The 23411-nt window shown below is 73.3% G+C and carries 19 protein-coding genes; 15 read left to right on the top strand and 4 right to left on the bottom strand.

From position 1 onward, the window contains the following. Positions 1–20 precede the first annotated feature (20 nt). The 3 genes from hrpA (at position 21) to ACYU8V_RS19320 (ending at position 5934) form a co-directional block, all read left to right on the top strand. A complete protein-coding gene (gene hrpA / locus ACYU8V_RS19330; protein ID WP_460849664.1) occupies positions 21–3773 on the top strand; it encodes an ATP-dependent RNA helicase HrpA in 3753 nt (1250 codons plus the stop codon). 5 nt (positions 3774–3778) lie between these two features. Next, positions 3779–4369: a hypothetical protein gene (locus tag ACYU8V_RS19325; protein ID WP_460849662.1), complete on the top strand. Its 591-nt coding sequence runs from the start codon at positions 3779–3781 to the stop codon at positions 4367–4369. 191 nt (positions 4370–4560) lie between these two features. Beyond that, complete coding sequence (locus tag ACYU8V_RS19320) at positions 4561–5934, top strand: ABC transporter substrate-binding protein (protein ID WP_460849661.1); 1374 nt, start codon at positions 4561–4563, stop codon at positions 5932–5934. A 21-nt stretch (positions 5935–5955) separates the two neighbouring features. Here ACYU8V_RS19320 and ACYU8V_RS19315 read toward each other — a convergent pair whose 3' ends face one another. The 3 genes from ACYU8V_RS19315 to ACYU8V_RS19305 form a co-directional block, all read right to left on the bottom strand. After that, a complete protein-coding gene (locus ACYU8V_RS19315; protein ID WP_460849659.1) occupies positions 5956–8859 on the bottom strand; it encodes a beta strand repeat-containing protein in 2904 nt (967 codons plus the stop codon). Between the two features lie 147 nt (positions 8860–9006). Continuing rightward, positions 9007–10278: a ribonuclease D gene (locus ACYU8V_RS19310; RefSeq protein WP_460849658.1), complete on the bottom strand. Its 1272-nt coding sequence runs from the start codon at positions 10276–10278 to the stop codon at positions 9007–9009. Beyond that, the gene (locus ACYU8V_RS19305) at positions 10275–10889 is read right to left on the bottom strand and encodes a DUF3000 domain-containing protein (protein WP_460849656.1); all 615 of its coding nucleotides are present in this window, start codon (positions 10887–10889) and stop codon (positions 10275–10277) included. The genes ACYU8V_RS19310 and ACYU8V_RS19305 overlap by 4 nt, the downstream gene beginning before the upstream one ends. A gap of 78 nt (positions 10890–10967) precedes the next feature. Between ACYU8V_RS19305 and hemE the strand changes: the two genes are divergently transcribed. The 5 genes from hemE (at position 10968) to ACYU8V_RS19280 (ending at position 15877) form a co-directional block, all read left to right on the top strand. After that, positions 10968–12017 (top strand): uroporphyrinogen decarboxylase, encoded by a 1050-nt coding sequence (gene hemE / locus ACYU8V_RS19300; protein WP_460849823.1) that lies wholly within the window; start codon positions 10968–10970, stop codon positions 12015–12017. Between the two features lie 178 nt (positions 12018–12195). After that, on the top strand, positions 12196–13071 hold the full coding sequence (locus ACYU8V_RS19295; protein WP_460849655.1) for a DUF559 domain-containing protein: 876 nt from the start codon (positions 12196–12198) through the stop codon (positions 13069–13071). Between the two features lie 226 nt (positions 13072–13297). After that, the gene (locus tag ACYU8V_RS19290; protein ID WP_460849653.1) at positions 13298–14641 is read left to right on the top strand and encodes a ferredoxin reductase family protein; all 1344 of its coding nucleotides are present in this window, start codon (positions 13298–13300) and stop codon (positions 14639–14641) included. A gap of 10 nt (positions 14642–14651) precedes the next feature. After that, positions 14652–15131 carry an FMN-binding protein gene (locus ACYU8V_RS19285; protein WP_460849651.1) on the top strand — a complete coding sequence of 160 codons (480 nt, stop codon included), beginning with the start codon at positions 14652–14654 and terminating at the stop codon, positions 15129–15131. Beyond that, positions 15128–15877 carry an FAD:protein FMN transferase gene (locus ACYU8V_RS19280; RefSeq protein WP_460849650.1) on the top strand — a complete coding sequence of 250 codons (750 nt, stop codon included), beginning with the start codon at positions 15128–15130 and terminating at the stop codon, positions 15875–15877. The genes ACYU8V_RS19285 and ACYU8V_RS19280 overlap by 4 nt, the downstream gene beginning before the upstream one ends. 38 nt (positions 15878–15915) lie before the next feature. Here ACYU8V_RS19280 and ACYU8V_RS19275 read toward each other — a convergent pair whose 3' ends face one another. Next, the gene (locus ACYU8V_RS19275; RefSeq protein WP_460849649.1) at positions 15916–16851 is read right to left on the bottom strand and encodes a LysR family transcriptional regulator; all 936 of its coding nucleotides are present in this window, start codon (positions 16849–16851) and stop codon (positions 15916–15918) included. Positions 16852–17119: 268 nt separating this feature from the next. Here ACYU8V_RS19275 and sfnG point away from each other — a divergent pair, with 268 nt between their 5' ends. From sfnG to ACYU8V_RS19240, 7 genes are read left to right on the top strand one after another with little or no spacing between them, the layout of a single operon-like run. Beyond that, entirely contained in the window at positions 17120–18244 is a 1125-nt protein-coding gene (sfnG, locus tag ACYU8V_RS19270) for a dimethylsulfone monooxygenase SfnG (RefSeq protein WP_460849647.1), read from the top strand. After that, positions 18244–19458, top strand: a complete 1215-nt coding sequence (locus ACYU8V_RS19265; RefSeq protein WP_460849646.1) for an SfnB family sulfur acquisition oxidoreductase — start codon at positions 18244–18246, stop codon at positions 19456–19458. The genes sfnG and ACYU8V_RS19265 overlap by 1 nt, the downstream gene beginning before the upstream one ends. 56 nt (positions 19459–19514) lie before the next feature. After that, on the top strand, positions 19515–20666 hold the full coding sequence (locus ACYU8V_RS19260; RefSeq protein WP_460849645.1) for an LLM class flavin-dependent oxidoreductase: 1152 nt from the start codon (positions 19515–19517) through the stop codon (positions 20664–20666). After that, a complete protein-coding gene (locus ACYU8V_RS19255; RefSeq protein WP_460849643.1) occupies positions 20663–21172 on the top strand; it encodes an NADPH-dependent FMN reductase in 510 nt (169 codons plus the stop codon). Before ACYU8V_RS19260 ends, ACYU8V_RS19255 begins: the two co-directional genes overlap by 4 nt. After that, positions 21169–21723, top strand: a complete 555-nt coding sequence (locus ACYU8V_RS19250; protein ID WP_460849641.1) for a flavin reductase family protein — start codon at positions 21169–21171, stop codon at positions 21721–21723. The genes ACYU8V_RS19255 and ACYU8V_RS19250 overlap by 4 nt, the downstream gene beginning before the upstream one ends. Beyond that, a complete protein-coding gene (locus ACYU8V_RS19245; RefSeq protein ID WP_460849640.1) occupies positions 21720–22727 on the top strand; it encodes a methionine ABC transporter ATP-binding protein in 1008 nt (335 codons plus the stop codon). Before ACYU8V_RS19250 ends, ACYU8V_RS19245 begins: the two co-directional genes overlap by 4 nt. Beyond that, positions 22724–23401: a methionine ABC transporter permease gene (locus tag ACYU8V_RS19240; protein WP_460849638.1), complete on the top strand. Its 678-nt coding sequence runs from the start codon at positions 22724–22726 to the stop codon at positions 23399–23401. The genes ACYU8V_RS19245 and ACYU8V_RS19240 overlap by 4 nt, the downstream gene beginning before the upstream one ends. Positions 23402–23411: the final 10 nt, after the last annotated feature.

Raw genomic sequence — 23411 nt, 5'->3', positions numbered from 1 at the left:
GCTGAGAGGATGGGCGGGTTGTGAAGATCTCCTACCCGCCCGAGCTGCCGGTCAGCACCCGTCGTGACGACATCGCGACGGCGATCCGCGACCATCAGGTCGTGGTGATCGCCGGCGAGACCGGGTCGGGCAAGACCACCCAGCTGCCGAAGATCTGCCTCGAGCTCGGGCGCGGGGCCGACGGGCGGCTGATCGGGCACACCCAGCCGCGCCGGATCGCGGCGCGGGCGGTGGCGGAGCGCATCGCGTCCGAGCTGGGGACCGAGCTGGGCGACCTGGTCGGCTACCAGGTCCGGTTCACCGACCGTACGTCGGCCGCGGGGCGGCTCAAGCTGATGACCGACGGCATCCTGCTGGCCGAGCTGCAGCGCGACCGGCTGCTGCGCCGCTACGACACGATCATCATCGACGAGGCCCACGAGCGCTCGCTCAACATCGACTTCCTGCTCGGCTACCTCAAGCAGCTCCTGCCGCAGCGGCCCGACCTGAAGCTCGTCATCACCTCGGCCACCATCGACACCCAGCGCTTCTCCGAGCACTTCGGGGACGCCCCGGTGATCGAGGTCTCCGGGCGGACCTACCCGGTCGAGATCCGCTACCGGCCGCTCGTCGACGAGAGCCGCGACGACGAGGGCGAGCTGGTCCAGCGGGACCAGACCGAGGCTATCGTCGCCGCGGTCAAGGAGCTCTCCGCCGAGGGGCCCGGCGACATCCTGGTGTTCCTGCCGGGCGAGCGCGAGATCCGCGACACCGCCGACGAGCTGTCCGCGCTCGGCGACCGGCTCGAGGTGCTGCCGCTGTACTCGCGGCTGTCCGCCGCCGAGCAGCACCGGGTGTTCAGCCCGTCCGGCTCGAAGCGCCGGGTGGTGCTCGCCACGAACGTCGCCGAGACGTCCCTGACCGTCCCGGGCATCCGGTACGTCGTCGACACCGGCCTGGCCCGCATCTCCCGCTACTCGGCCCGCACCAAGGTGCAGCGCCTGCCGATCGAGCCGATCAGCCAGGCGTCGGCCAACCAGCGGTCGGGTCGCTGCGGCCGGGTGGCCGAGGGCATCGCGATCCGGCTGTACGCCGAGGACGACTTCGACGCGCGCCCGGAGTTCACCGACCCCGAGATCCTGCGGACCAACCTCGCCTCGGTCATCCTGCAGATGACCTCGCTCGGCCTCGGCGACATCGCCCGCTTCCCGTTCGTCGAGCCGCCCGACCGGCGCAACATCCAGGCCGGGCAGCAGCTGCTCGACGAGCTGGGAGCACTGAGCGACGGCCGGCTGACCCGGCTCGGCCGGCGCCTCGCGCGGCTGCCCGTCGACCCGCGGCTGGGGCGGATGCTGCTCGAGGCCGAGCGGCTCGGCTGCGTCCGCGACGTCATCGTCATCGTGGCCGCCCTGTCGCTGCAGGACCCGCGCGAGCGTCCGGCGGAGCAGCAGGCCCAGGCCGACCAGTCGCACGCCCGGTTCAAGGCCGAGGGCTCGGACTTCCTCACCCTGCTCAACCTGTGGCGCTACGTGCGCGAGCAGCAGCGCGAGCTGTCCTCGAGCGCGTTCCGGCGGATGTGCAAGCGGGAGTTCCTCAACTACCTGCGGATCCGCGAGTGGCAGGAGCTGGAGAGCCAGCTGCGGCGGATCGCCAAGGAGATCAAGCTCCGGGTGGAGGCGCCCGGGGAGCCCGACGCGGACGGGATCCACCAGGCGCTCCTCTCCGGCCTCCTCTCGCACATCGGTCTGCTCGAGGAGCGCGAGAAGCCCGCCCCCGGAAGGCCCCGCGACAAGCGCCGGCCCGGGCCGCGCGAGTACCTGGGCGCGAGGGGCGCGAAGTTCGCGATCTTCCCGGGCAGCGGGCTGGCGCGGAGGAACCCGGCGTACGTGATGAGCGCGGAGCTGGTCGAGACCGGTCGGCTCTGGGCCCGCCAGAACGCGGAGATCAAGCCGGAGTGGGCCGAGCGGATCGGCGCGCACCTGGTCAAGCGCAGCTACTCCGAGCCGCACTGGTCGCAGAAGCGGCAGGCGGTGATGGCCCGCGAGCGGGTCACGCTGTACGGCGTACCGCTGGCGGCCGACCGTCTCGTCAACTACGGCAAGGTCGACCCGCCGATGGCGCGCGAGCTCTTCATCCGCCATGCGCTGGTCTACGGCGAGTGGGCGACCCGGCACCGGTTCTTCGCCGACAACCGCCGGCTGCTGCAGGAGGCCGAGGAGCTCGAGCACAAGGCCCGCCGCCGCGACCTGGTCGTCGACGAGCACACTCTGTTCGACTTCTACGACGCCCGCCTGCCCGACACCGTCGTCAGCGGGGCGCACTTCGACCAGTGGTGGAAGCAGGAGCGGCGCGAGCATCCGGACCTGCTCACCTTCGACCCGGCGATGCTCGTGCGCGACGCCGCCGGCGAGGTGAGCGCCGAGGCCTTCCCGGACCGCTGGGTCAGCCAGTCCCACGACTTCACGGTGCGCTACCACTTCGAGCCGGGCGCGGCCGACGACGGCGTGCTGATCGACATCCCGCTGGCCACCCTCAACCGCGTCGACGACGACGACTTCTCCTGGAACGTCCCGGGGCTGCGCGAGGAGCTGGTCACCGAGCTGATCCGCGCGCTGCCCAAGGCGATCCGGGTGCAGTGCGTGCCGGCGCCGAACACGGCGCGCGAGTTCCTGGCCGCCGTACCGGCCGGTGACGAGCCGCTGCTGACCGCGCTAGAGCGCTTCCTGCGCGGCACCCGTGGCGTCCACATCCCGCCCGGCACCTGGGATCCGGCGAACCTGCCGGCCCACCTGCGCCCGACGTTCCGGGTGGTCGACGAGCGCGGCCGTGAGCGATCGCGCGGCAAGGACCTCGACGAGCTCAAGGCGCCGCTGAGCGGCGACTTCGCGAAGGCGATGGCCGAGGTCGCCACGGACACCGGACTGGCGCGGACCGGCGAGACGGAGTGGGTCTTCGGCGACCTGCCGGAGGTGGTCGAGGAGAAGCGCGCCGGCCACGAGGTCGAGGCGCACCCGGCGCTGGTCGATGAGGGCGGCACGGTCGGGCTGCAGATCTTCGGCTCGGCCGCGGAGGCCACCGCACGGCACCGGTACGGCGTCGCGCGACTGCTCCTGCTCGCCCTGGGCTCGAGCCCGACGAAGGGGATCGTGGACGGGCTGTCGATGGCGGACAAGCTCGGGCTGGCGGGGTCGCCGTACCCGAACGTCGACGCACTGCTGACCGACTGCCTGCGCTGCGTGGTGCTCGACGCCGTCGGCGAGCAGGGCCCCCGCACCGAGCAGCAGTACGCCGACCTGCTGGCCGCGCTGCGCCGCGACGCCGGGCCCCGGGTGCGCGAGCTCGTCACGGGCAGCGTGCTGCGCGTGCTGGAGGGGTGGCGCGAGACCGACAAGGCGCTCAGCGGCCGGGTCGAGATGGCGCTGCTGCCGGCGCTCACCGACCTGCAGGCCCAGCTCGGCCGGCTGGTCCACGCGGGCTTCGTCGGCGAGGCCGGAAGCGCGCAGCTGGCCCGCTATCCGGCGTACCTGCGGGCGATGCGGGTGCGGCGCGACAAGCTCGCCGAGTCCGCCGCCAACGTGCACCGTGACCGCGAGGCGATGGAGCGGATCGGCCCGCTGCAGGACGCCTACCTGCATCGGGTGGAGGCGCTCGCCGAGGGGCGGCCGCCGGGCCCCGGGTTGCGCGCGGTGCGGTGGATGCTCGAGGAGTACCGGATCTCGCTGTGGGCCCAGCAGATCGGCACCGCCGGCCCGGTGAGTGACGTCCGGATCCGCAAGGCCCTGGAAGTAGCCTGAGGACGATGTCCGAGGATCGTCACCGCCACCACCGCCCGGCCCCCGTCGAGGGTCGGTTCTTCGACGACCACGCGGGCGGGCCCGACCCGGCGCTGGTGACCGAGGCGGGGGAGCGGGCGGCCGAGATCCTGGTCCGCGGGGCGCGCTCCAGCGGCGACGACGCGGTCGCCGACCGGCTGGTCCATCTCGCCGACACCGAGGGCATCGAGGCGATCGCCGAGGTCTGGTCCGGCGCGCCGTCCGACTCGCTGGCCGGCTGCCTGTGGCGGCTCTACCTGCTCCGCAGCTGGGTGTACGCCGACCCGGCCGGCGTCGCGCGGCAGTTCGACCAGGGGCGTCGTACCGATGCCTTCGCCGAGGTGGTCGCCGGCGTCGCCGACCCGCCCGGACCCGAGGAGCTGCGCACGATGATCGACGCGGTGCTGCGCGGCATCGCGTCCGGCGACTTCGCCGACGTGCTGTTCCGTGCCTCCGCGTTCGCGCGGATCGTCGCGGCCGGCCGCGCCGCCGAGGCCGACGGCGACGTACGCCGGATGCTGGGCCTGGCCGAGCAGCTCGAGGCGGCCGGTCACGCGGAGCTCGCGCGCGGCGCCTGAGACCGGCCACTCCCCGCAGGGGTGGGGACACGAGGAGGCCTGCGGATGACCACGGGTTCGGTAGAGTGGGCCACTGCACGCTGGGCCGCGGCAGCCCCGGGTCCCAATATCAGCCGCTACGAGCGGCCATGCGCCGTGAGGCGCTCCCGGTCCAGCGTGCTCAACATGACGGTCGGTGCTGAGGACGGCGGATGAGCTCGGAGCGGGTCGGCCGGCCGACGTACGTCGCCGCCGGGTGCCTGGCGCTCGCCGTGGTGGTCGCCTCGATCGTCGTCGCCGCGACCTCCTCGGGGCGGCACGCCGGCCGGACGCCGGCGCCGTCGCCGACCACGGCCGTCGTGAGCGGCGACCTCACCTTCGGCGTGTGGGGCACGGCGGCCGAGCTGGCGGCGTACCGCTCCATCGTGGCGACGTACAACGCGAGCGGGCCCACGGAGCCCGTGCGGCTGCAGACGTACGCCGACGCCGCCGCTCTCGAGGCCGCGGTCGCGGGCGACGACGCCCCGAACGTCTACCTGCTTCCCCGCAGCGGGCTCGGCGAGGTGATGGCCGACCACCGGAACCGGCCGCTCCAGGACCTGCTGTCGGACCGCGGCGTCAGCCTGGGCGACGACTACTCGCGCGACGCGATCACCGCGTTCTCGGCCGACGACGACCTGCAGTGCATGCCCTACACCGTCTCGCCGATGGTCATCTACTACAACACCGACCTGATCGACCTCGACGCGATGCGCCGGCGCGGGATGAACGTGCCGCCGGTCGACCGCTCGACGCTCACCCTGGAGGAGTTCCGCGGTCTGGCCCGCTACGCGGCCCGTGACGGCGCGGCCGGCCTGGCGATCGAGCCGACGCTGCGCGGGCTGGCGCCGTTCATCTACTCCGGCGGTGGGCAGCTGTTCGACAACACCACCACGCCGACCAGCCTGGCGCTCGGTGACGGCGGGTCGGTCAGCGCGCTGCGGAGCACCCTGGAGATCCTGCGCGACGCGCGGCTCACGCTCACCTCCTCCCAGCTCGCCGCACACAGCGCGGTGCAGTGGTTCGAGCGAGGGCGGGTCGGCATGGTCGCGGGCTTCCGCAGCCTGGTCCCCGAGCTGCGGCGTACCAGCGGGCTGCACTTCGACGTGCTGCCGATGCCGGCCGTCGGCGCGAACCGCACCGTCGGCGACTTCACCGGCGTCTGCCTGCTCGCCGGCCACCGCCACCAGCCGGCCCGGTCGGCCGACTTCCTCGCCTACCTGGTGGGCGACCGCGCGATGACGAGGCTGGCCGCTGCGGACTCGGTGCAACCCAGCAACCTGCACGTGGCGTACGCCGACAGCTTCCAGCAGCCCGGGCAGCAGCCGGCGCACGCGTCGGTCTTCACCGAGACCCTGCGCAACATCGTGGCGCCGCCCCTCGGCGTGCCGTGGGACCGGCTGGAGGCCCTGGTCGACCCCGACCTCACGGCGCTGATGTACCAGCCCGGCGACCTCGGCGACCTCGGCCAGCGGCTGGACGCGATCGACGTGGAGTCGGCGCAGATCCTGGCGCCGGCCGCGGCGAGCGCGACCGCCACCCCCTGAGCGGACCGGGCCGGGCCTCAGCTACCGGACGACATGGATCCGGATCACGTGGAGCCGGTCGCCGACCCGTACGCCGATGTTCCACCACGACTGGTGGAGCATCGCCGGCGAGAAGGTGACCCCGATCGCCCAACGTCCGCGGCCGATCCGGTGGAGGAAGTTGTCCTCGCCCACCGGCCGCCGGGGAGAGGGCATCGCGTCGACGTATCGCGGCGCCGTCGCCGCCGCTGCCAGCAGCGTCGACGTGTGGCCCGCGTGGACGACGTAGGCCCCACTGCGGAAGGGCGCGCCCGCGATGACGAAGTTGCTCACCCGGACGGTGCGCCGGGTCGTCGCGACGTTCCCGGCCCGGTCCCTCGCCGTCGCCGTGTAGACCTCGGTCGTGCCGCGACGCTGCTGCGTGAGGCTGCAGGAGGCGACGCCCGAGAGTGTGTCGCGGGCGTCGCAGTGGCCCACCGGGGCCGAGGCGAAGTACGGCGCCCGCGCGTCGATGCCGGTGATCGCCACCGTGGGCCGCACCCGGTCGATGTCGATGCCGCTGACGGCCACCGTCGCGACGCCTCCGTCGACGGCCCTGATCGTCCGCGCGACCGACTGCGCGGCAGCATTCCGCGACAGGGTGACGGCGCCCGGGCACGGAGCCGTCAGGCCGGCGCCGTTCGTGGCGCACGTGAAGTGGACGGTGACCGGGCTGCGGTACCACCCGCTGCGGGTGCGCGGGTGGGCGCTGGACAGGGTCGCCGTGATCGTGGGGTCGTGACGGGTGGTCGACGCGGACGAGGCCAGGAAGTCGGCGTCGCCGGCGTACTCCACGGAGACCTGGTCGGCCTTGCCCGTGGGCAGTGCGTAGGACAGCGTGCCGACCCCGGAGGCGAGGACCGCGGTGCCGACCGGGCTGCCGTCCACCGAGAACGTGACGGTGCCGCTCGGCGTACCCGCACCCGGCGCCACCGGCGCCACGGTCACGGTGAGCGAGTCGGCGTGCAGGGTCAGCGTGGACGTGGTGGCGGCCTGGTCGACGGTGAGCGTCTGGGGGACCGCGCTCGAGGAGCCGTACGACGTCGGGTCGCTGGGCGTGAACGTCGCACCCACCTGATGGGCCCCGGGGGCGAAGGTCCCGATCGCGGGGATCGTCGCCTGGCCGGCGGTCACCGTGACCGGCGCGCCCACGGCGTTGCCGTCGACGGAGAACTGCACGGTTCCGGCGAGACCGTCCGCGACCGTGGCGGTGGCCGACGTCGACTGGCCGACGACCGTGCCGGTGTCGCCGAGCGCGACCGACACCGAGGTGGCGACGACGTCGACGGTGACCGTCTGCGGTACCTCGGGGGCGGCGGCGTAGTCGTCGTCTCCGGCCTGGTCGGCGGTGACGACGCAGCTGCCGGCATGGTCGAAGGTCACCGTGGTGCCGGTGATCGAGCAGGCCGCGCCGGTCGTGCCGGACCCGACCGCGAAGGCCACCGGGTTGCCGGACGCGCCGCCGACGGCGGAGAGGGTCTGCTGGTCACCCACCGTTGCCGGCGAGGTGAGCGGGGTGAACGTGATCGCCTGGGCGCCGGGCCCGACCGTGATCGTCTGGCTGTCGCTGATCGCGTCGGGGGAGACCCCGTTGCTCGCGGCGACGGTGAAGGTCGATGCTCCGCTGCCGGTCGGGGTGCCGGAGAGCACGCCGTCACTGGCCAGGGTGAGACCCGCCGGCAGGGTTCCGGAGGACACCGCGAAGGTGGGCCCGCCGGATGCGGTGAAGGTGTAGGAGTAGGGCATCCCCACGGTGGCGGTCGAGGGTGCGCTGTCCGCGGTGAAGAGCGGGGCCGGCAGGTAGCTGAAGGCTCCGACGGCGGGCAGGGTGACGCCGCCGGCCGTCGTCACGCCGACCGTCTGCGGGTCGGTCGGCAAGGTGGCCGGTGCCGGAACGGTGGCCACCACCTCGGTGTCGGTCGAGGACGTCACCGTCGCGGCGAGTCCGCCGATCGTCACGGTCGCCCCCGCGAGGCCGGTGCCGTCGATGGTCACCGAGTCGCCGGCCTTTCCGGACGTCGGTGAGACCGAGGTGAGGTTCGAGGGGTAGTACACGGTGACGACACCGGCACCGCCGTGGTTGGTGACCGCGCCGGTCAGGGTGCCGGCGAAGTAGGAGCCACCGCCTCCGCCGCCGCCGGCGCTGGAGCCGTCGAAGGTGCCGCCACCTCCGCCGCTGTAGCCGCCGCCACCGCCACCGGCGTACCCCTGCGACCCGCCTCCGCCGCCGAAGCCGCCGTCGCCGAGGAAGCCGTAGAAGCCGGAACCGCCGGACGCGCCGGCCGCGACGGACTGGCCGCCGCCGCCGTCGGCATCGCCGCCGTTGGTGAGCAGGCCGCCGCCACCGCCGGCGCCGCCACCGAAGCCACCTCCGCCGCCGCCACCGCTGCCGCCGGTGCCACCCGCGCCGCCGCCGACGTCCCCGGCCGTGCCGGAGGTGCCGGTGCTGGCCGAGAAGGGGTACCGGTTCGATCCCGCGCCGCCACCGCCGCCCGCGGCGGCGAGGATGCCGCTCTGGTCCGCGGTGGTGTAGATGAACGAACCGCCGCCGCCCCCGGCGCCGGCGCCGTACTCGATGCCGTCCTGGCCCATGCCGCCGGCGATGATGTGCAGCGTCTCGCCGGGGGTGACGGAGAGGGTGCCGGTCAGCTCGGCTCCGCCACCGCCCCCGCCGAACGAGGCACCGCCCTGCGCACCGCTGATGTCGACGTAGAGCTGCGTGACGCCGGCCGGCACGGTCCAGTCCTGGACGCTGCCGGTGGCGGAGAAGGTCTGTGCCGTGTCGGAACCGGCTGCGAAGGACGGCGCGGCCGCGATCGTGGCCGTGGCCACGACGGTGCCGAGGAGGGTGGCGACGGACGTACCGCCGGCGAGGAGGCGGAAGCTTCGAGAGTTCCGAGAGTTCATGGGGGTGCCGTTCTGGATGGAGGCGGGACCAGCGAGGATCGCCAGTACAACACCGCCCGGAACCGCCCATATCGGTTTCGGGATCGCCCCGGGACTAAGGCCCGGAACGGCCGACCGAAGGGCCCATCGAGGGGCCCGTCGAAGGGATCAGGCCTGGTCGGCCTGGAGCACCGCCCGCGCCAGCGCCGCCCCGGTCAGGCCCACCTGCCAGCCGCGGGCGCCGTAGCCCTGGAGCTGGTCGATGATGGCCTCGAGCAGGGCCACCGGGTCGCGGGTCGCCGGCGGGGTCCACATGACCCGGCGCAGCGTGTCAGGGGTGAGCAGGTTCTCGAGCGGCAGGTTGTTGGTCTCCGCGATCTCCGAGACGGCGGCGCGGGCGTGCTCGAGCCGCCGGGCGGCGACCGGGTCGCGCTCGGCCCAGTTGCGCGGCGGCGGCGGGCCGTCGCTGCGCGCGGTGCGCACCGGCAGGTCCTCCTCGGGCATCTCGGCGGCCTGTTGGATCGCCGCCAGCCACTGCGCGGCGAAGCGCGACGCGCCGCGACCGTGGAAGCCGTCGGTGCTCATCATCGCGCCGCGGGTGGTCGGCATCGCGGTCGCGACGGCGACCATCGCGGAGTCGGGGATGAGCCGGCCCGGCGTGACGTCGCGCTCGCGGGCGATCTCGTCGCGCGTCTCCCACAGCAGCTTCACCGCGGCCAGCGAGCGGCGGCCGCGGACCCGGTGCAGCCCGCTGGTACGCCGCCACGCGTCCACCCGCGGGGTCGGCTCGAACCCGCGCAGGTGCTCGAACTCCTGGGCGGCCCAGTCGGCCTTGCCGGTCTCGACCAGCTCCGCGGCGATCAGGTCCCGCAGCTCGACCAGGACCTCGACGTCGAGGGCGGCGTACTCCAGCCACGGCTCGGGCAGGGGCCGCGTCGACCAGTCGACGGCGGAGTGCTCCTTGAGGAGGTGGACGCCGAGCAGGGTCTCGACGAGCGTCGCCAGCCCCACCCGCGGGTAGTTCAGCAGCCGCCCGGCGAGCTCGGTGTCGAACAGCGCGGCCGGCTTCAGGCCGACCTCGGCCAGGCAGGGGAGGTCCTGGGTGGCGGCGTGCAGGATCCACTCGGAGTCGCCGATGGCCTCCTGCAGCGGGGCGAGGGACTCGAACGGGATCGGGTCGATGAGGCCGATGCCGGCGCCGGCCCGCTTGACCTGGATCAGGTAGGCGCGGTTGGAGTAGCGGTAGCCCGAGGCGCGCTCGGCGTCGATCGCCACCGGTCCGGTGCCGCCGGCGATCTGTGCGCAGTACGCCGCCAGCGCCTCGTCGGTCTCGATGACCGGGGGCAGGCCGCCGGCCAGTCGGAGCAGAGGGACCTCGACGGGCTCCACGTCCTCGACGGGCGTGGGCTCCTCGCTGGGGGACTCGACGGAGTCGGTCACGAGGGAGCGCCTCGCTGGCCGCGGCGCGACGGCATCACGGCGACACCGTCCGGCACGGGCTCCAGGCCGCCGGCGGTGCACAGCAGGTCGCCCCACGCCTCGACGTGGCGGGTCAGCTCGGTGGGGTCCACGGGGGTCCACGAGGCCCGGATCTCGAGCTGGGCGTTGCCCGGCTCGTCGGCCATCGAGCCGAAGCTCTCGGTGGCCACGCGCGTGACGGTGCCGGATGCGGCGACGTGCTCGGCGCCGAAGGCATCCAGGGCCTCCATCAGCCAGGTCCACCCGACGTCGGCCAGCAACGGGTCGGTGGCCAGCTCGCCGTCGATCTCCGCGCGGCAGTAGGCGACGCAGCGGAAGGTGCCCTCCCATGCGTCGTTGCCGGCGGGGTCGTGCAGCAGCACGATCCGGCCGGTGGCCACCTCCTCGTCGTCCACCGTCACGTCGGCGGACAGCGCGGCGGCGTACGGCGCGATGCGCTGGGGCGCCGGCATCTCCTCGCACCAGACCTCGGGGCGGAAGGTCGCTGCGTGCAGGCAGGCGACCGCAGCGTCGAACTCCGGGGGACCGCCGGCCGTGCCGGAACCCCGGTGAGTCTCCTGCCGGGCCACCATGGGTCCAACATAGGCCGCCCCGCCCCCGGCGATGTGCGTCCCACGCCGTCCACCTGCGACCCTGACCCCGTGAGTGGGATGGTGAGTGACCTGTCGCAGAGTGCTTTCCTGGCGGCCGCGCGCGGCGAGACGCCCGCGCACACCCCGGTCTGGTTCATGCGTCAGGCGGGTCGCTCCCTGCCGGAGTACCTCAAGGTCCGTGAGGGCGTCGCCATGCTCGACAGCTGCATGGACGCCGAGATGATCACCGAGATCACCCTCCAGCCGGTCCGTCGGTACGCCGTCGACGCGGCCATCTTCTACTCCGACATCGTGCTGCCGCTCAAGGCGGTCGGCATCGACCTCGAGATCAAGCCCGGCGTCGGGCCGGTCATCGCGAACCCGGTCCGGACGCTGGCCGACGTCGAGGCGATCCCGGACCTCACCCCCGAGCACGTCCCGTTCATCACCGAGGCGGTCTCGACCCTGGTCGGCGAGCTCGCGTCGATGAACGGCGGCACCCCGTTGATCGGGTTCGCGGGCGCGCCGTTCACCGTGGCGTCGTACCTCGTCGAGGGTGGGCCGTCCAAGGAGTACGCCAAGACCAAGGCCCTCATGTTCGGCGCCCCCGACCTGTGGGACGCGCTGATGCGCAAGATCGCGGGCATCTCCGCTGCCTTCCTCGAGGTCCAGGTCGCGGCCGGCGCCTCGGCGATCCAGCTGTTCGACTCCTGGGCCGGCGCGGTCACGCCCGACGACTACCGGCAGTACGTCCGGCCCTACTCCTCGCTCGTGCTCGACCGGGTCGGCGCCCTCGGCGTCCCGCGGATCCACTTCGGCGTGAACTCCGCGCTCCTGCTCGACCAGATGGGGGAGGCCGGCGCCGACGTCGTCGGTGTCGACTGGCGCACCCCGCTGTCGTGGGGCATCGAGCGGATCGGCCCCGACCGCTGCGTCCAGGGCAACCTCGACCCGGCGCTGGTCTTCGCGCCCACCGAGGTCATGACCGAGCGCGCGGGCGCGATCATCGAGGCCGGCCGGGCCGCCAAGGGCCACATCTTCAACCTCGGGCACGGGGTCATCCCGTCGACGAACCCCGACCAGCTCAAGCGGCTCACGGACTTCGTGCACTCCTACCCGCTGGACTGACGTACAGGATCGCCCGCCCGGGCGATCGTGACCTCGGTCCAGTGGCGTACGGCGTACAAGATCGCCCGTCGGGTCGATCCTCGTGCCCTGTGGATGACGCCCGACGCCCGCGGCCGGTTCGGTTCATGCTGGTCCGGTGCTCGATCTCGGACGGCCCTTCCGCCGTACTGACGCCCTTGTGGCCGGGCTGACCGACCGCCAGCTCCGGTCGCCGCGCTTCGAACGGCTGCATGCCGGGATCTACCTAGCGGCCGACTCGGCGCCCACGCCGCTCCTGCGAGCCGAAGGGGCGCTCCTCGCGTTCGGCGAGGGCGCCTTCGCCAGCCACGCAACCGCCGCGCGGGTCTGGCGCCTCCCGGTTCCGACCCTCCCCGACGAGCACGTCACGGTGCTGACGGATGCGGATCGCCGCCGTCGGGCAGGCATCCGGTGCCATCTCGCGTCGGCCGAGCGGGATGTCGTGATGGTGGACGGTGTGCCGGTGTCGCCCCCGGAACAGACCTTCGCCGAGCTCGCCGAGCAGCTGTCCCTGGTCGATCTCGTGGTGGTCGGTGACCGCCTGGTCCGGAGCGGGCGGGTGCGGCTGCAGGCGCTGCGGGACTTCTGCGCCGCGTGGACCGGCCCTCGCGCGGCCCAGGCCCGCGCGGCGGCGGCGTTCGTGCGCGAGCGCGTCGACTCACCGATGGAGTCGCGGCTCCGGATGCTCATCGTGCTGGCGGGCCTCCCGGAGCCGCTCGTGAACGTCACCTACGGCGAGGAGGACGGACTGGTGCTCCGCCGCTACGACCTGAGCTGGCCCGAGATCCGCTTGATCGTCGAGTACGACGGCCGCCACCACATCGAGCGGATCGAGCAGTGGGAGTCGGACCTCGAGCGCCGCGAGGCGATCGACGAGTCCGGGTGGCGCATCCTCGTGGTGGTCTCATCGGGGATCTACGGGAACCCCGGCCGCACCCTGGAGCGGATCCATCGCGTGCTGCTCGAGCGCCGGATGCCGGGCGTCCCCAAGCGGCTGCGGTCGGACTGGCAGCGGCACTTCCCAGGGCGCTCCTGAACAAGATCGCCCACAGAGGGCACGATGTACGCCGCCAGCCGCTGATCGGGCGCGAGCATCGCCCGTGTGGTCGATCCTGCACTCCTACCCGCTGGACTGACCCACTCACAGGCAGCCCACAGCCCGCCCCCACCTGCGCTGAAGGTGGGCGGCCGAGAGTCGTGGTGTGAGCACGCCGACCCAGGCCCGACCGGTATCCCCGACCGTCCGGACGGTCCCGTCGCCGGTGACTCACGATGCCGCCGTCCGCGTCCTCGCCGGCCTCGGTCTGTGGAGCGGGCTGTTGCTGGTCACCTTCTGGTGGGTGGCGGACGGCGGCATCTCCGAGCTCTCGACCCGCGCGGGTGCGCTCACCGGCGTGGGTCAATCGACGGGTCTGGTCGCCTCGGTCCTGCTGCTCGCGCAGGTGCTGCTGATGGCACGCATCCCGGTGCTGGAGCGGGCCTACGGGCAGGACCGGCTGGCCCGGATCCACCGGGTCGTCGGGTTCGTCTCGTTCGACCTGATGCTGGTGCACGTCCTCACCGTCACCTGGGGGTACGCCGCCGGGTCGCTCCTCCGGCTGCCCGCCGAGCTGTGGGACCTGACCTGGGGCTACCCCGGCATGCTGCTCGCCGTCGCGGGCACGGCCTGCCTGGTGCTGGTGGTCGCGACGAGCGTGCGCGCCGCCCGGCGCCGGCTGCGCTACGAGTCGTGGCACCTGCTGCACCTCTACGCCTACCTCGGCGTCGGGCTGGCGCTGCCGCACCAGCTGTGGACCGGGCAGGACCTCACTCGCTCGACGGCCCGCACCGTGTTCTGGTGGACCGCCTGGGCCCTGACCGCCGCCGCGGTGCTGGTGTGGCGGATCGGCGTACCGGTGGCGACGAACCTGCGTCACCGGCTGCGGGTCGCGGCCGTCGTACCGGAGGGACCCGGCACCTGGTCGGTCCACGTCACCGGCCGTCGCCTCGAGCGGCTCCGGGTGGAGGCCGGCCAGTTCCTCGGCTGGCGGTTCCTGGGTCGCCCGGGCTGGACCCGCTCCCAGCCCTACTCGCTCTCCGCGGCGCCGGACGGCCGCTCGCTGCGGATCACCGTGGCCGCGGTCGGCGACGGCAGCGCGACCGTCGCCGCCCTCCGGCCCGGCACCCGGGTCCTCGTCGAGGGGCCCTTCGGCCGGCTCACCCCACGCGCCCGCCGCGGCCGGAAGGTCGCGTTCATCGGCGCGGGCGTCGGCGTCACCCCGCTGCGGTCCCTGCTGGAGGGGATGGCCTACGCGCCCGGCGAGGCCGTGTACGTCGAGCGCTTCCGGGACGAGCCGCTGTTCCGCGCCGAGGTCGATGCGATCGCGGAGCGGCGCGGCGCACGGGTCCTGCGGCTGCGCGGCCCGCGCCGGGCCGAGTGGTCCTGGCTGCCCCCGCTCAACCAGCCCGTCGACGACCTCGAGGCGCTGCGGCGCTGGATACCCGACATCGCCGAGCGGGACGTCTACCTGTGCGGGCCGGAGGCCTGGACCGGTCTCGTCCGCGCCACCCTCACTGCCGCCGGGGTCCCCGGCGAGCAGATCCATCTCGAGCTCTTCACCTGGTAGGGAGCACACCTTGCGCCGCATCGCCCTCTGGTTCGCCAGCACCGTCTCGGTCGTCGTCCTGCTGTTCGGCTACCACACCTCCACCGAGGGGGTCGCCGTGTCGGCGAGCGCGCCGCCGGCCGTCGTCTCCTCGGCCGGCGCCACGACTGCCTCCTCGACCGGCACCTCCTCGACCGGCACCTCCTCGACCGGCACCGCCAAGAAGAGGTCCACGACATCCACCGTCACCGGCGACGTGGCGCAGACCCAGTGGGGACCGGTCCAGGTCACGCTGACGATCACCGACGGGAGGATCACCGCGGTGGCGGTGCCGCAGTACCCGAACGGCAACCCCAAGGACCAGGAGATCAACTCCTACGCCCTGCCGACGCTGGTCCAGGAGACGCTGAGCGCCCAGGGCTCCGGGATCGACATGGTCAGCGGCGCGACGGTCACCAGCACCGGCTACCTGCAGTCGCTGCAGTCCGCGCTCGACAAGGCGAGCCTGTGACCATCCTTGCTCCGCCGGAGCGGCGGACCCTCGAGGTGATGGGCACCGTCGTCAGCCTGGCGATCCGCGGCCGGCACACCGCCGACAGCCGCGCCGACGAGGCGTGGGCCGAGGCGGTCGAGGTGCTCGAGGAGGCCGACCGGGTGTTCAGCACCTACCGTGCCGACTCGCCCACCGCCCAGTGGGCACGTGGCGAGAGGGCCCTCGCGAGCTGCCCGCCGGAGCTGGCCGAGGTGGTCGCGCTGGCCGAGCAGGCGAAGGACGTCTCCGACGGCGCCTTCGACATCGGGTACGCCGGCGGGCCGGCCGATCCCTCCGGCGTGGTCAAGGGCTGGGCGGTCCAGCGCGCGGCCGACGTGCTCGCCGAGCTGCCCGGGACCGACTTCTGCCTCTCCGCGGGCGGGGACCTGGTGTGCCGCACGGTGCGCCCGGAGGCGGGTCCGTGGCGGATCGGCATCGAGGACCCGCGCGACCTGCGCCGGGTACTGGCGACGGTGCCGGTCCGCAACGGTGCCGTCGCGACGTCGGGCACCGCCCAGCGCGGCAGCCACATCCTCGACCCGCGGACCGGCCGTCCGCCGGGCGAGCTGCTCCAGGTGACCGTGGTCGGGCCGGACCTGACCTGGACCGACATCGAGGCGACCGCGGCGTTCGTGCTCGGCCGGGAGGCGCGCCGCTGGCTGCTCGCCCGCCGGCGTACCGCCGTGATCGTGCCGGTCCACGGGGAGCCCGAGGTGGTCGGCTAGGCCCGTCGTACCTGACGAACGCGTTGCATTCCGGGGCGCTACCCAACGCGTTGGTCAGGTACGACGGCGAGCCCGCCCGCGTACTCCTCGGCCCGCGCCACCAGGATCGCCTGGAACTCCCGGACCGGCAGCGGCGCCTGGGCGGTCCGGCGCTCGCGCAGCACCAGCCGGACCACGGTGTGGTCGTCGGCGACGGGGCGGGTGTCGAGCAGGCCGGCGCGGTGCAGCGGGTCGCCGTGGACCGAGTAGTCCGGCAGCACGGTGATCCCGAGGCCGTCGACGACCAGCGCCTTGCCCATCTCCGCGCCGTCGGTGGTCTGGGTGATCGGCGGCAGGTCCGGTCCGAGCGCGCGATGGACCCACCGGTGCATCAGGTAGCCGGCGCGCATCATCACGAACCGCTCCGCCCGCAGCTCGTCCAGCGTCACCTCGGTGCCGGCGAGCAGGTGATGCCCGTCCGGCAGTACGACGACGGGCCGGCCGCGCAGCAGCTCGATCCCGCTCAGGCCGGCCGCCAGGTCGTCGCCGTCGAGCACGTTGACCAGACCGAGGTCGAGGCTGCCTTCGACCAGGCCCTCCTCGATCTCGGTCTGCTGCAGCGTGAGCACCTCGACCGTCGTACCGGGGTGGCGGTCCTGGAAGGTGCGCACGGCCGGCACCAGCAGCGTGGACGTGGCCGCGTGGACGGTGCCCAGCCGGATCAGCCGGCGGTCGGTGCGCTGCTCGCCGGCGGCGGAGCGCAGCCGGTCGACGGCGGTCAGCACCTCGGTCATGTAGGGGAGCAGGTCGCGGCCCTCGCGGCTGATCCGGGCACCGGAGCGACGCCGGTCGAGCAGGGTCACCCGCAGCTCACGCTCCAGCTTGGTGATCGCCTCGCTGAGGGCGGGCTGGGAGAGGTGCAGCCGGTCGCTGGCCCGGCGCAGCGAGCCGTGCTGGGTCACCGCGGCCAGGTACTCCAGCTGTTCGATCCGCATCCGCTCCTCCTGAGCACAACCACCGCCGGCACGTCAATGTCTAGTAATCTGATGTAGAAAGTAACACAGACCGGCCGTCCGCCCGGGATCCCCGCACTCACGCAGCAGCGGGGGCCCGGGCGGGGCCGTGGCAGGGGGTCGGTGATCGGTTCCGCCGATCACCGGTTCGCCTGAACCGAGGGTCCGCGGGCTCGTGTCGCGGCCACTCGGTCGCTAATGTCTATCGAAGTAGTCGACTTTATGTTTCCCCGTCCTCGAAGGAGTCGCCATGAGCGCGCAGCAGCACCCCGACCCGGCCGCCCTCGCCGAGCCGCTGAAGTTCGCCTACTGGGTGCCGAACGTCAGCGGGGGCCTGGTGGTCAGCAAGATCGAGCAGCGCACCGACTGGGGCTACGACTACAACGTCGAGCTCGCGCGGCTGGCCGAGAACAACGGCTTCGAGTACGCGCTCTCACAGGTGCGCTACATCGCGTCGTACGGCGCGGCGTACCAGCACGAGTCGACCTCCTTCAGCCTCGCGCTGCTGCTCGCCACCGAGCGGCTCAAGGTCATCGCCGCGGTCCACCCCGGCCTGTGGCAGCCGGGCGTGCTCGCCAAGTTCATCGCCACCGCCGACCAGATCTCGGGCGGCCGAGCCGCGATCAACGTGGTGTCCGGCTGGTTCAAGGACGAGTTCACCAAGCTCGGCGAGCCGTGGCTCGAGCACGGCGAGCGCTACCGCCGCGCCGAGGAGTTCATTCGCTACGTGCGCGAGATCTGGACCTCCGACCACGCCGAGCTCAACGGCGACTTCTACAACCTCCACGACTTCGACCTCAAGCCGAAGCCGGTCACCGGTCCCGGCCGGCCGCACCCGGAGATCTTCATGGGCGGCAACTCGACCGACGCCCGCGGCATGGGCGGCCGGGTCACCGACTGGTACTTCGCCAACGGCAACACCCCCGAGGGCATCGCCGAGCAGATCCGCGACGTCTCCGACGTCGCCACCGTCCACGGGCGGAGCGTGAAGTTCGGGGTCAACGGCTTCCTCATCGGCCGCGACACCGAGGCCGAGGCCCGCGACGTGCTGCGCGAGATCATCGACAAGGCCGACCACGAGGCCGTCGAGGGCTTCGGCTCCGCGGTCAAGCAGGCCGGCCAGTCCACCGGCGACAAGAAGGGCATGTGGCAGGACTCCGAGTTCGCCGACCTGGTCCAGTACAACGACGGATTCCGCACCGGCCTCATCGGTACGCCGGAGCAGATCGCGCACCGGATGCTGGAGTACAAGCGGCTCGGCGTGAACCTGTTCCTGCTGGGCTTCCTGCACTACCACGAGGACGTGCAGTACTTCGGCCGCGAGGTCCTGCCGATTGTCCGTGAGCTCGAGGCGCGCGAGCTGGAGCGGGTGTGATGGTGGCCCAGTCCGTCGTCGAGCTCGAGCACCGCGTGCCGGTGCTGTCCGCCGAGCAGGCCGTCGAGGCGGCCCGCGACCTCGGCGCCCGCTTCGCCGCCGGCGCCGCCGAGCGCGACCGCGCGCGGATCCTGCCCGTCGACCAGATCGACGCACTCTCCGCGTCCGGGCTGCTCGCGCTCACCGTCCCGCAGGAGTACGGCGGAGCGGGGCTGGGCGCCGGCGTACTGGCGGAGGTCGTGCGGCTGATCGCCGCGGGCGACCCCAACATCGCCCAGATCCCGCACAGCCACTTCGTCTACGTCAACGCGATGCGCGAGCAGGGCACGCCCGGCCAGAAGGCGTTCTTCTTCGGCGAGGTGCTGGCCGGCAAGCGGTTCGGCAACGCGCAGTCGGAGATCTCGTCCAAGCACGTGCGCGACCACGCCACGACGCTGCGGCCGGCCCCGGGCGGCGGCTGGGTCCTCTACGGCGAGAAGGGCTACTGCACCGGAGCGCTCTTCGCGCACTGGATCCCGGTGCTCGCCCACCTCGGCGAGGACGGCCCGCTGCACGTCGCGTGGGTCGCCCGGCACGCGCCCGGCGTCACGGTCGTCGACGACTGGGACGGCCTCGGGCAGCGGACCACCGCCAGCGGGCGGGTCCAGCTGGCGGGGGTGCGGGTCCCGCAGGACCAGGTCACGCCGTACCACCTCACCTTCGAGCGCCCGCAGACCTACGGCGCCTTCGCGCAACTGCTCCATGCCGCCATCGACGCCGGCATCGCGCGGGCTGCCCTGACCGACGCCGCGGAGTTCGTCACCACGCGGAGCCGGCCCTACCCGGACGCCGGCGTGGAGCGCGCGGCGGAGGACCCGCTGGTCGTGCACGCCTTCGGCGAGATGGAGCTCGCAGTACGCGGCACCGAGGCGCTGCTCGCCGAGGCTGGCCGGGCCGTGGACGCCGCCGACGCGCGGCTCACGGCCGAGTCGGCGGCGGCGGCCAGCCTCGCCGTCGCGGCCGCCCGTGCCAGCTCCACCGCGGTCTCCGTCGACGTCGCCAGCCGGCTCTTCGAGGTGGCGGGCACCCGCTCCGCACTGTCCTCGCTCGACCTGGACCGGCACTGGCGCAACGCCCGCACCCACACCCTGCACGACCCGGCGGCGTGGAAGGTGCAGCACCTCGGCCGGTTCGCGGTCGACGGCACCCCGCCGCCCAACCACGGCCAGATCTGAATCTCGATACGCCGCTCGCTGGCGCTCGCGGCTACTCGATCACCGAAAGGGATCCCATGTCTTTGAAGTTCCACTGGTTCCTGCCCACCAACGGCGGGGACGGCCGGCACGTGGTCGGCGGCGGGCACGGGCTCGCGCCCGGCCACTCCGGCCGGCCCGGCGACATCGCCTACCTGACCCAGGTGGCGCGGGCCGCCGAGGACAACGGCTTCGAGGCCGCGCTCACCCCGACCGGTGCCTGGTGCGAGGACGCGTGGCTGAGCACCGCGATGCTGTCGCAGACCTCGGAGCGGCTGAAGTTCCTGGTCGCGTTCCGGCCGGGCCTGGTCTCGCCGTACCTCGCCGCCCAGATGGCCGGCACGTTCCAGAACCTCTCCGGCGGCCGGCTGCTGCTCAACGTCGTCACCGGCGGGGAGAGCCACGAGCAGCGGATGTACGGCGACTTCCACGACAAGGACGCGCGCTACGAGCGGTGCGACGAGTTCCTCGAGATCGTGCGCCGGCTCTGGGCGGGGGAGACCGTCGACCTCGACGGCAAGCACCTCTCCGTGGAGGGCGCCAGCCTCGACCAGATCCCGCACCCGCTGCCGGAGATCTACTTCGGCGGGTCCTCGCCCGCGGCCGGCCGGGTCGCGGCCAAGCACGCGGACGTCTACCTGACCTGGGGCGAGCCGCCGGCCGCCGTCGCGGAGAAGATCGCCTGGATCCGCGAGCTCGCCGGCGACCGGCCGATCCGCTTCGGCATCCGCATGCACACCATCACCCGCGACACCTCCGCCGAGGCGTGGGCCGAGGCCGACCGGCTGCTCGCCCAGATCTCGCCGGACGCGATCGCGCAGGTGCAGCAGGGCCTGCGGCTCAGCGAGTCCGAAGGCCAGCGCCGGATGCTGGACCTGCACCACGGATCCACCGACGACCTCGAGATCTACCCCAACGTGTGGGCCGGGGTCGGCCTGGTCCGCGGCGGCGCCGGCACGGCGCTGGTGGGCTCGCACGAGGAGGTCGCCGACCGGATCGAGGAGTACGCCGACCTCGGCATCGAGGAGTTCGTGCTGTCGGCGTACCCGCACCTCGAGGGGGCCTACTGGTTCGGCGAGGGCGTGCTGCCGATCCTCGAGCAGCGCGGGCGCTGGAAGAGCCCAGTGCCGGCCCGCCACCACAACGCGGCGGTGCCGTTCCAGGCCGCCGGGAAGGTGGCGGTCTCATGAGCCGCACAGCCGTCGTCGTCGGCAACCCGAAGGCCGCCAGCCGCACCCTGGTGGCCGCCCAGCACCTCGCTGAGCGGCTCACCGGCCGCGCACCCGACCTGGTCGTCGACCTCGCCACCTACGGCGGCGAGCTGCTCGACTGGAAGAACCCGGAGGTCGACCGCGTGGTCGCCGAGGTCGGGTCCTCGGACCTGGTGGTCGTGGCGTGCCCGACGTACAAGGCGACCTACACGGGGCTGCTGAAGCTGTTCCTGGACCGCTTCGCGGTCGGACAGCTCTCCGGGGTCGCCGTGCCGCTCATGCTCGGCGGCGGCCCGGCGCACGCCCTGGCGCCCGAGCTGGGCCTCACCTCCCTGCTCACCCACCTCGGCGCGACCGTGCCGACCGGTGGCCTCTACGTCCTCGACCAGCAGTACGACGACCCGTCGGCGTACGACGCGTGGCTGGCCCGCGCCCGGCCGGTCGTGGACTCCCTGCTGCGCGCACCCGAAGGAGCCCCCGCATGACCGCCGCCACCGTCCAGCCCGTCCCGCCCACCCCCGACTTCTCCACCAACCAGGACCTCGACCCGTCCCGGCTGCGTCAGGCGTTCGGTGCGTTCCCGAGCGGCGTGGTCGCGGTGGCGGCCGAGGTCGACGGCGAGCTCGTCGGCCTGGCGGCCAGCTCCTTCACCTCGGTGAGCCTGGACCCGCCGCTGGTGTCCTTCTCGATCGCGAACACCTCCAAGACCTGGCCGGACCTGCGCCGCGCGCCGCGGCTCGGGGTCACGGTCCTCGCCGACCACCACGGCGAGACCTGCCGGCAGCTGGCGGGCCCGGTCGCCGACCGGTTCACCGGCGTCCCGGCGACCGTGTCGCACCGGGGCGCGGTCACGATCGACGACGGCCTGGCCCGCTTCGACACCTCGATCTACCGCGAGGTCGAGGCCGGCGACCACACGATCATCCTGCTCGAGCTGCACAGCGTCGCCCACGACTCCGGCGAGGCCGCGGTCCGCCCGCTGGTCTTCCACCGGTCGGGCTTCCAGCGGCTGCACGGCAAGGACGGGCCGCGATGATCGAGATCGCCGGCCTTACCAAGTCCTACGGCGGCGCCGTCGTCCTCGACGGCATCGACCTCTCGGTCGCCGAGGGCCGGATCGCCGCGGTCGTCGGGCCCAGCGGAGCCGGCAAGAGCACGCTCGCCCGCTGCGTGAACCTGCTCGAGCGCCCGACCTCCGGCTCGATCACCGTGGCCGGCCAGGACCTCACCCGGCTCTCGCGCGCCGACCTGCGCTCGGCCCGTCGGCAGATCGGCACCGTCTTCCAGTCGGCCAACCTGCTGCGCCGGCTGACCGCCGCGCAGAACGTCGCCCTCCCGATGCGGTACGCCGGCCTGCCGGACGCCGATGTGCGCCGCCGCGTCCACGACCTGCTCGAGCGGGTCGGCATGCTGCACCGCGCCAACCACTACCCGTCCCAGCTCTCGGGTGGCCAGCGCCAGCGGATCGGCATCGCCCGCGGCCTCGCGCTGCGGCCGCCGGTGCTGCTGTCGGACGAGGCCACCTCCGGCCTCGACCCCGAGTCGACCCGTGCGATCCTCGCCCTGCTCACCGGGCTGCGCGACGACCTCGGCGTGACGATCCTGGTGATCACCCACGAGATGGACGTCGTGCGCGGCATGGCCGACCACGTCGCCCAGCTGGACCACGGCCGGATCGTCGAGCAGGGCACGGTCGCCGACGTCGTACGACGCTCCGACTCGGTGCTCTCGCGCTCGCTGCTCCCGCTGCCGCCGGCCCAGGCCGCGGAGGGCCTGCGGACCTGGACGGTCCGCTACGAGGCGGAGCGGGTGTCGCCCACCTGGCTCGGGACGGCGGGCCGCGAGCTCGGCACCGACATCGCGGTGCTCGCCGCGCTCGTCGAGGAGACCGGCGCGACCCCGGTCGGCCGCCTCACGCTCGGTCTGGACCGCCGGCTCGACGAGCGCCGGGTGACCGAGGTGCTCGGCCGGCTCGGGATCGTGGCGGAGGCGGGACCGGACACGGTCGGCCGGCCCGTCCTCACCGAGGCCGTGGCATGAGCGTGCTGCCGCTGCTGGGCACCGCCTGGCCCGACGTACCGTCGCTGCTGGGGCCGGCGCTCTGGGAGACCTTCCGGATGGTCGGCCTGGTGATGGCGATCGTGGTGCTGCTGGGCGGCCCGCTCGGCCTGCTCATCTTCAACACCTCCCCGCTCGGGCTGGCGCCCCACCGGGCCGTCAAAGCCTCGATCAGCTGGGTCGCGAACCTCGGCCGCTCGCTGCCGTTCCTGGTGCTGATGGCCGCCGTCATCCCGGTGACCAAGCTGGTCTTCCACACCACCATCGGCTTCACCGCGGCGATCATCCCCATGTCCATCGCGGGCACCGCGTTCTTCGCGCGGCTCACCGAGAACGCCGTCCGCGAGGTGCCGCGCGAGCTGCTCGACGTCGGCCTGGCCAGCGGTGCCACCAAGACCCAGATCGTCACCGGCATCCAGCTGCGCGAGGCGCTCCCCGGGCTCGCGGCGGGGCTGACCCTCAACGTGATCGCGATGATCGAGTACTCCGCGATCGCGGGCGCGATCGGCTCCGGCGGGCTCGGCTACCTCGCGGTCAACTACGGCTACCGGCGCTTCGACAACCACATCATGATCGCCTGCATCGTGCTGCTCATCGCAATGGTCCAGGCCCTCCAGTTCACCGGCGACCGCGTCGTACGACGCCTGTCGCACTGACCCCTCTCGG

This window comes from Nocardioides ultimimeridianus (genome assembly GCF_054777895.1).
The sequence above is the reverse complement of the archived record's forward strand: the minus strand, read 5'-3'. Positions and strand labels throughout refer to the sequence as shown.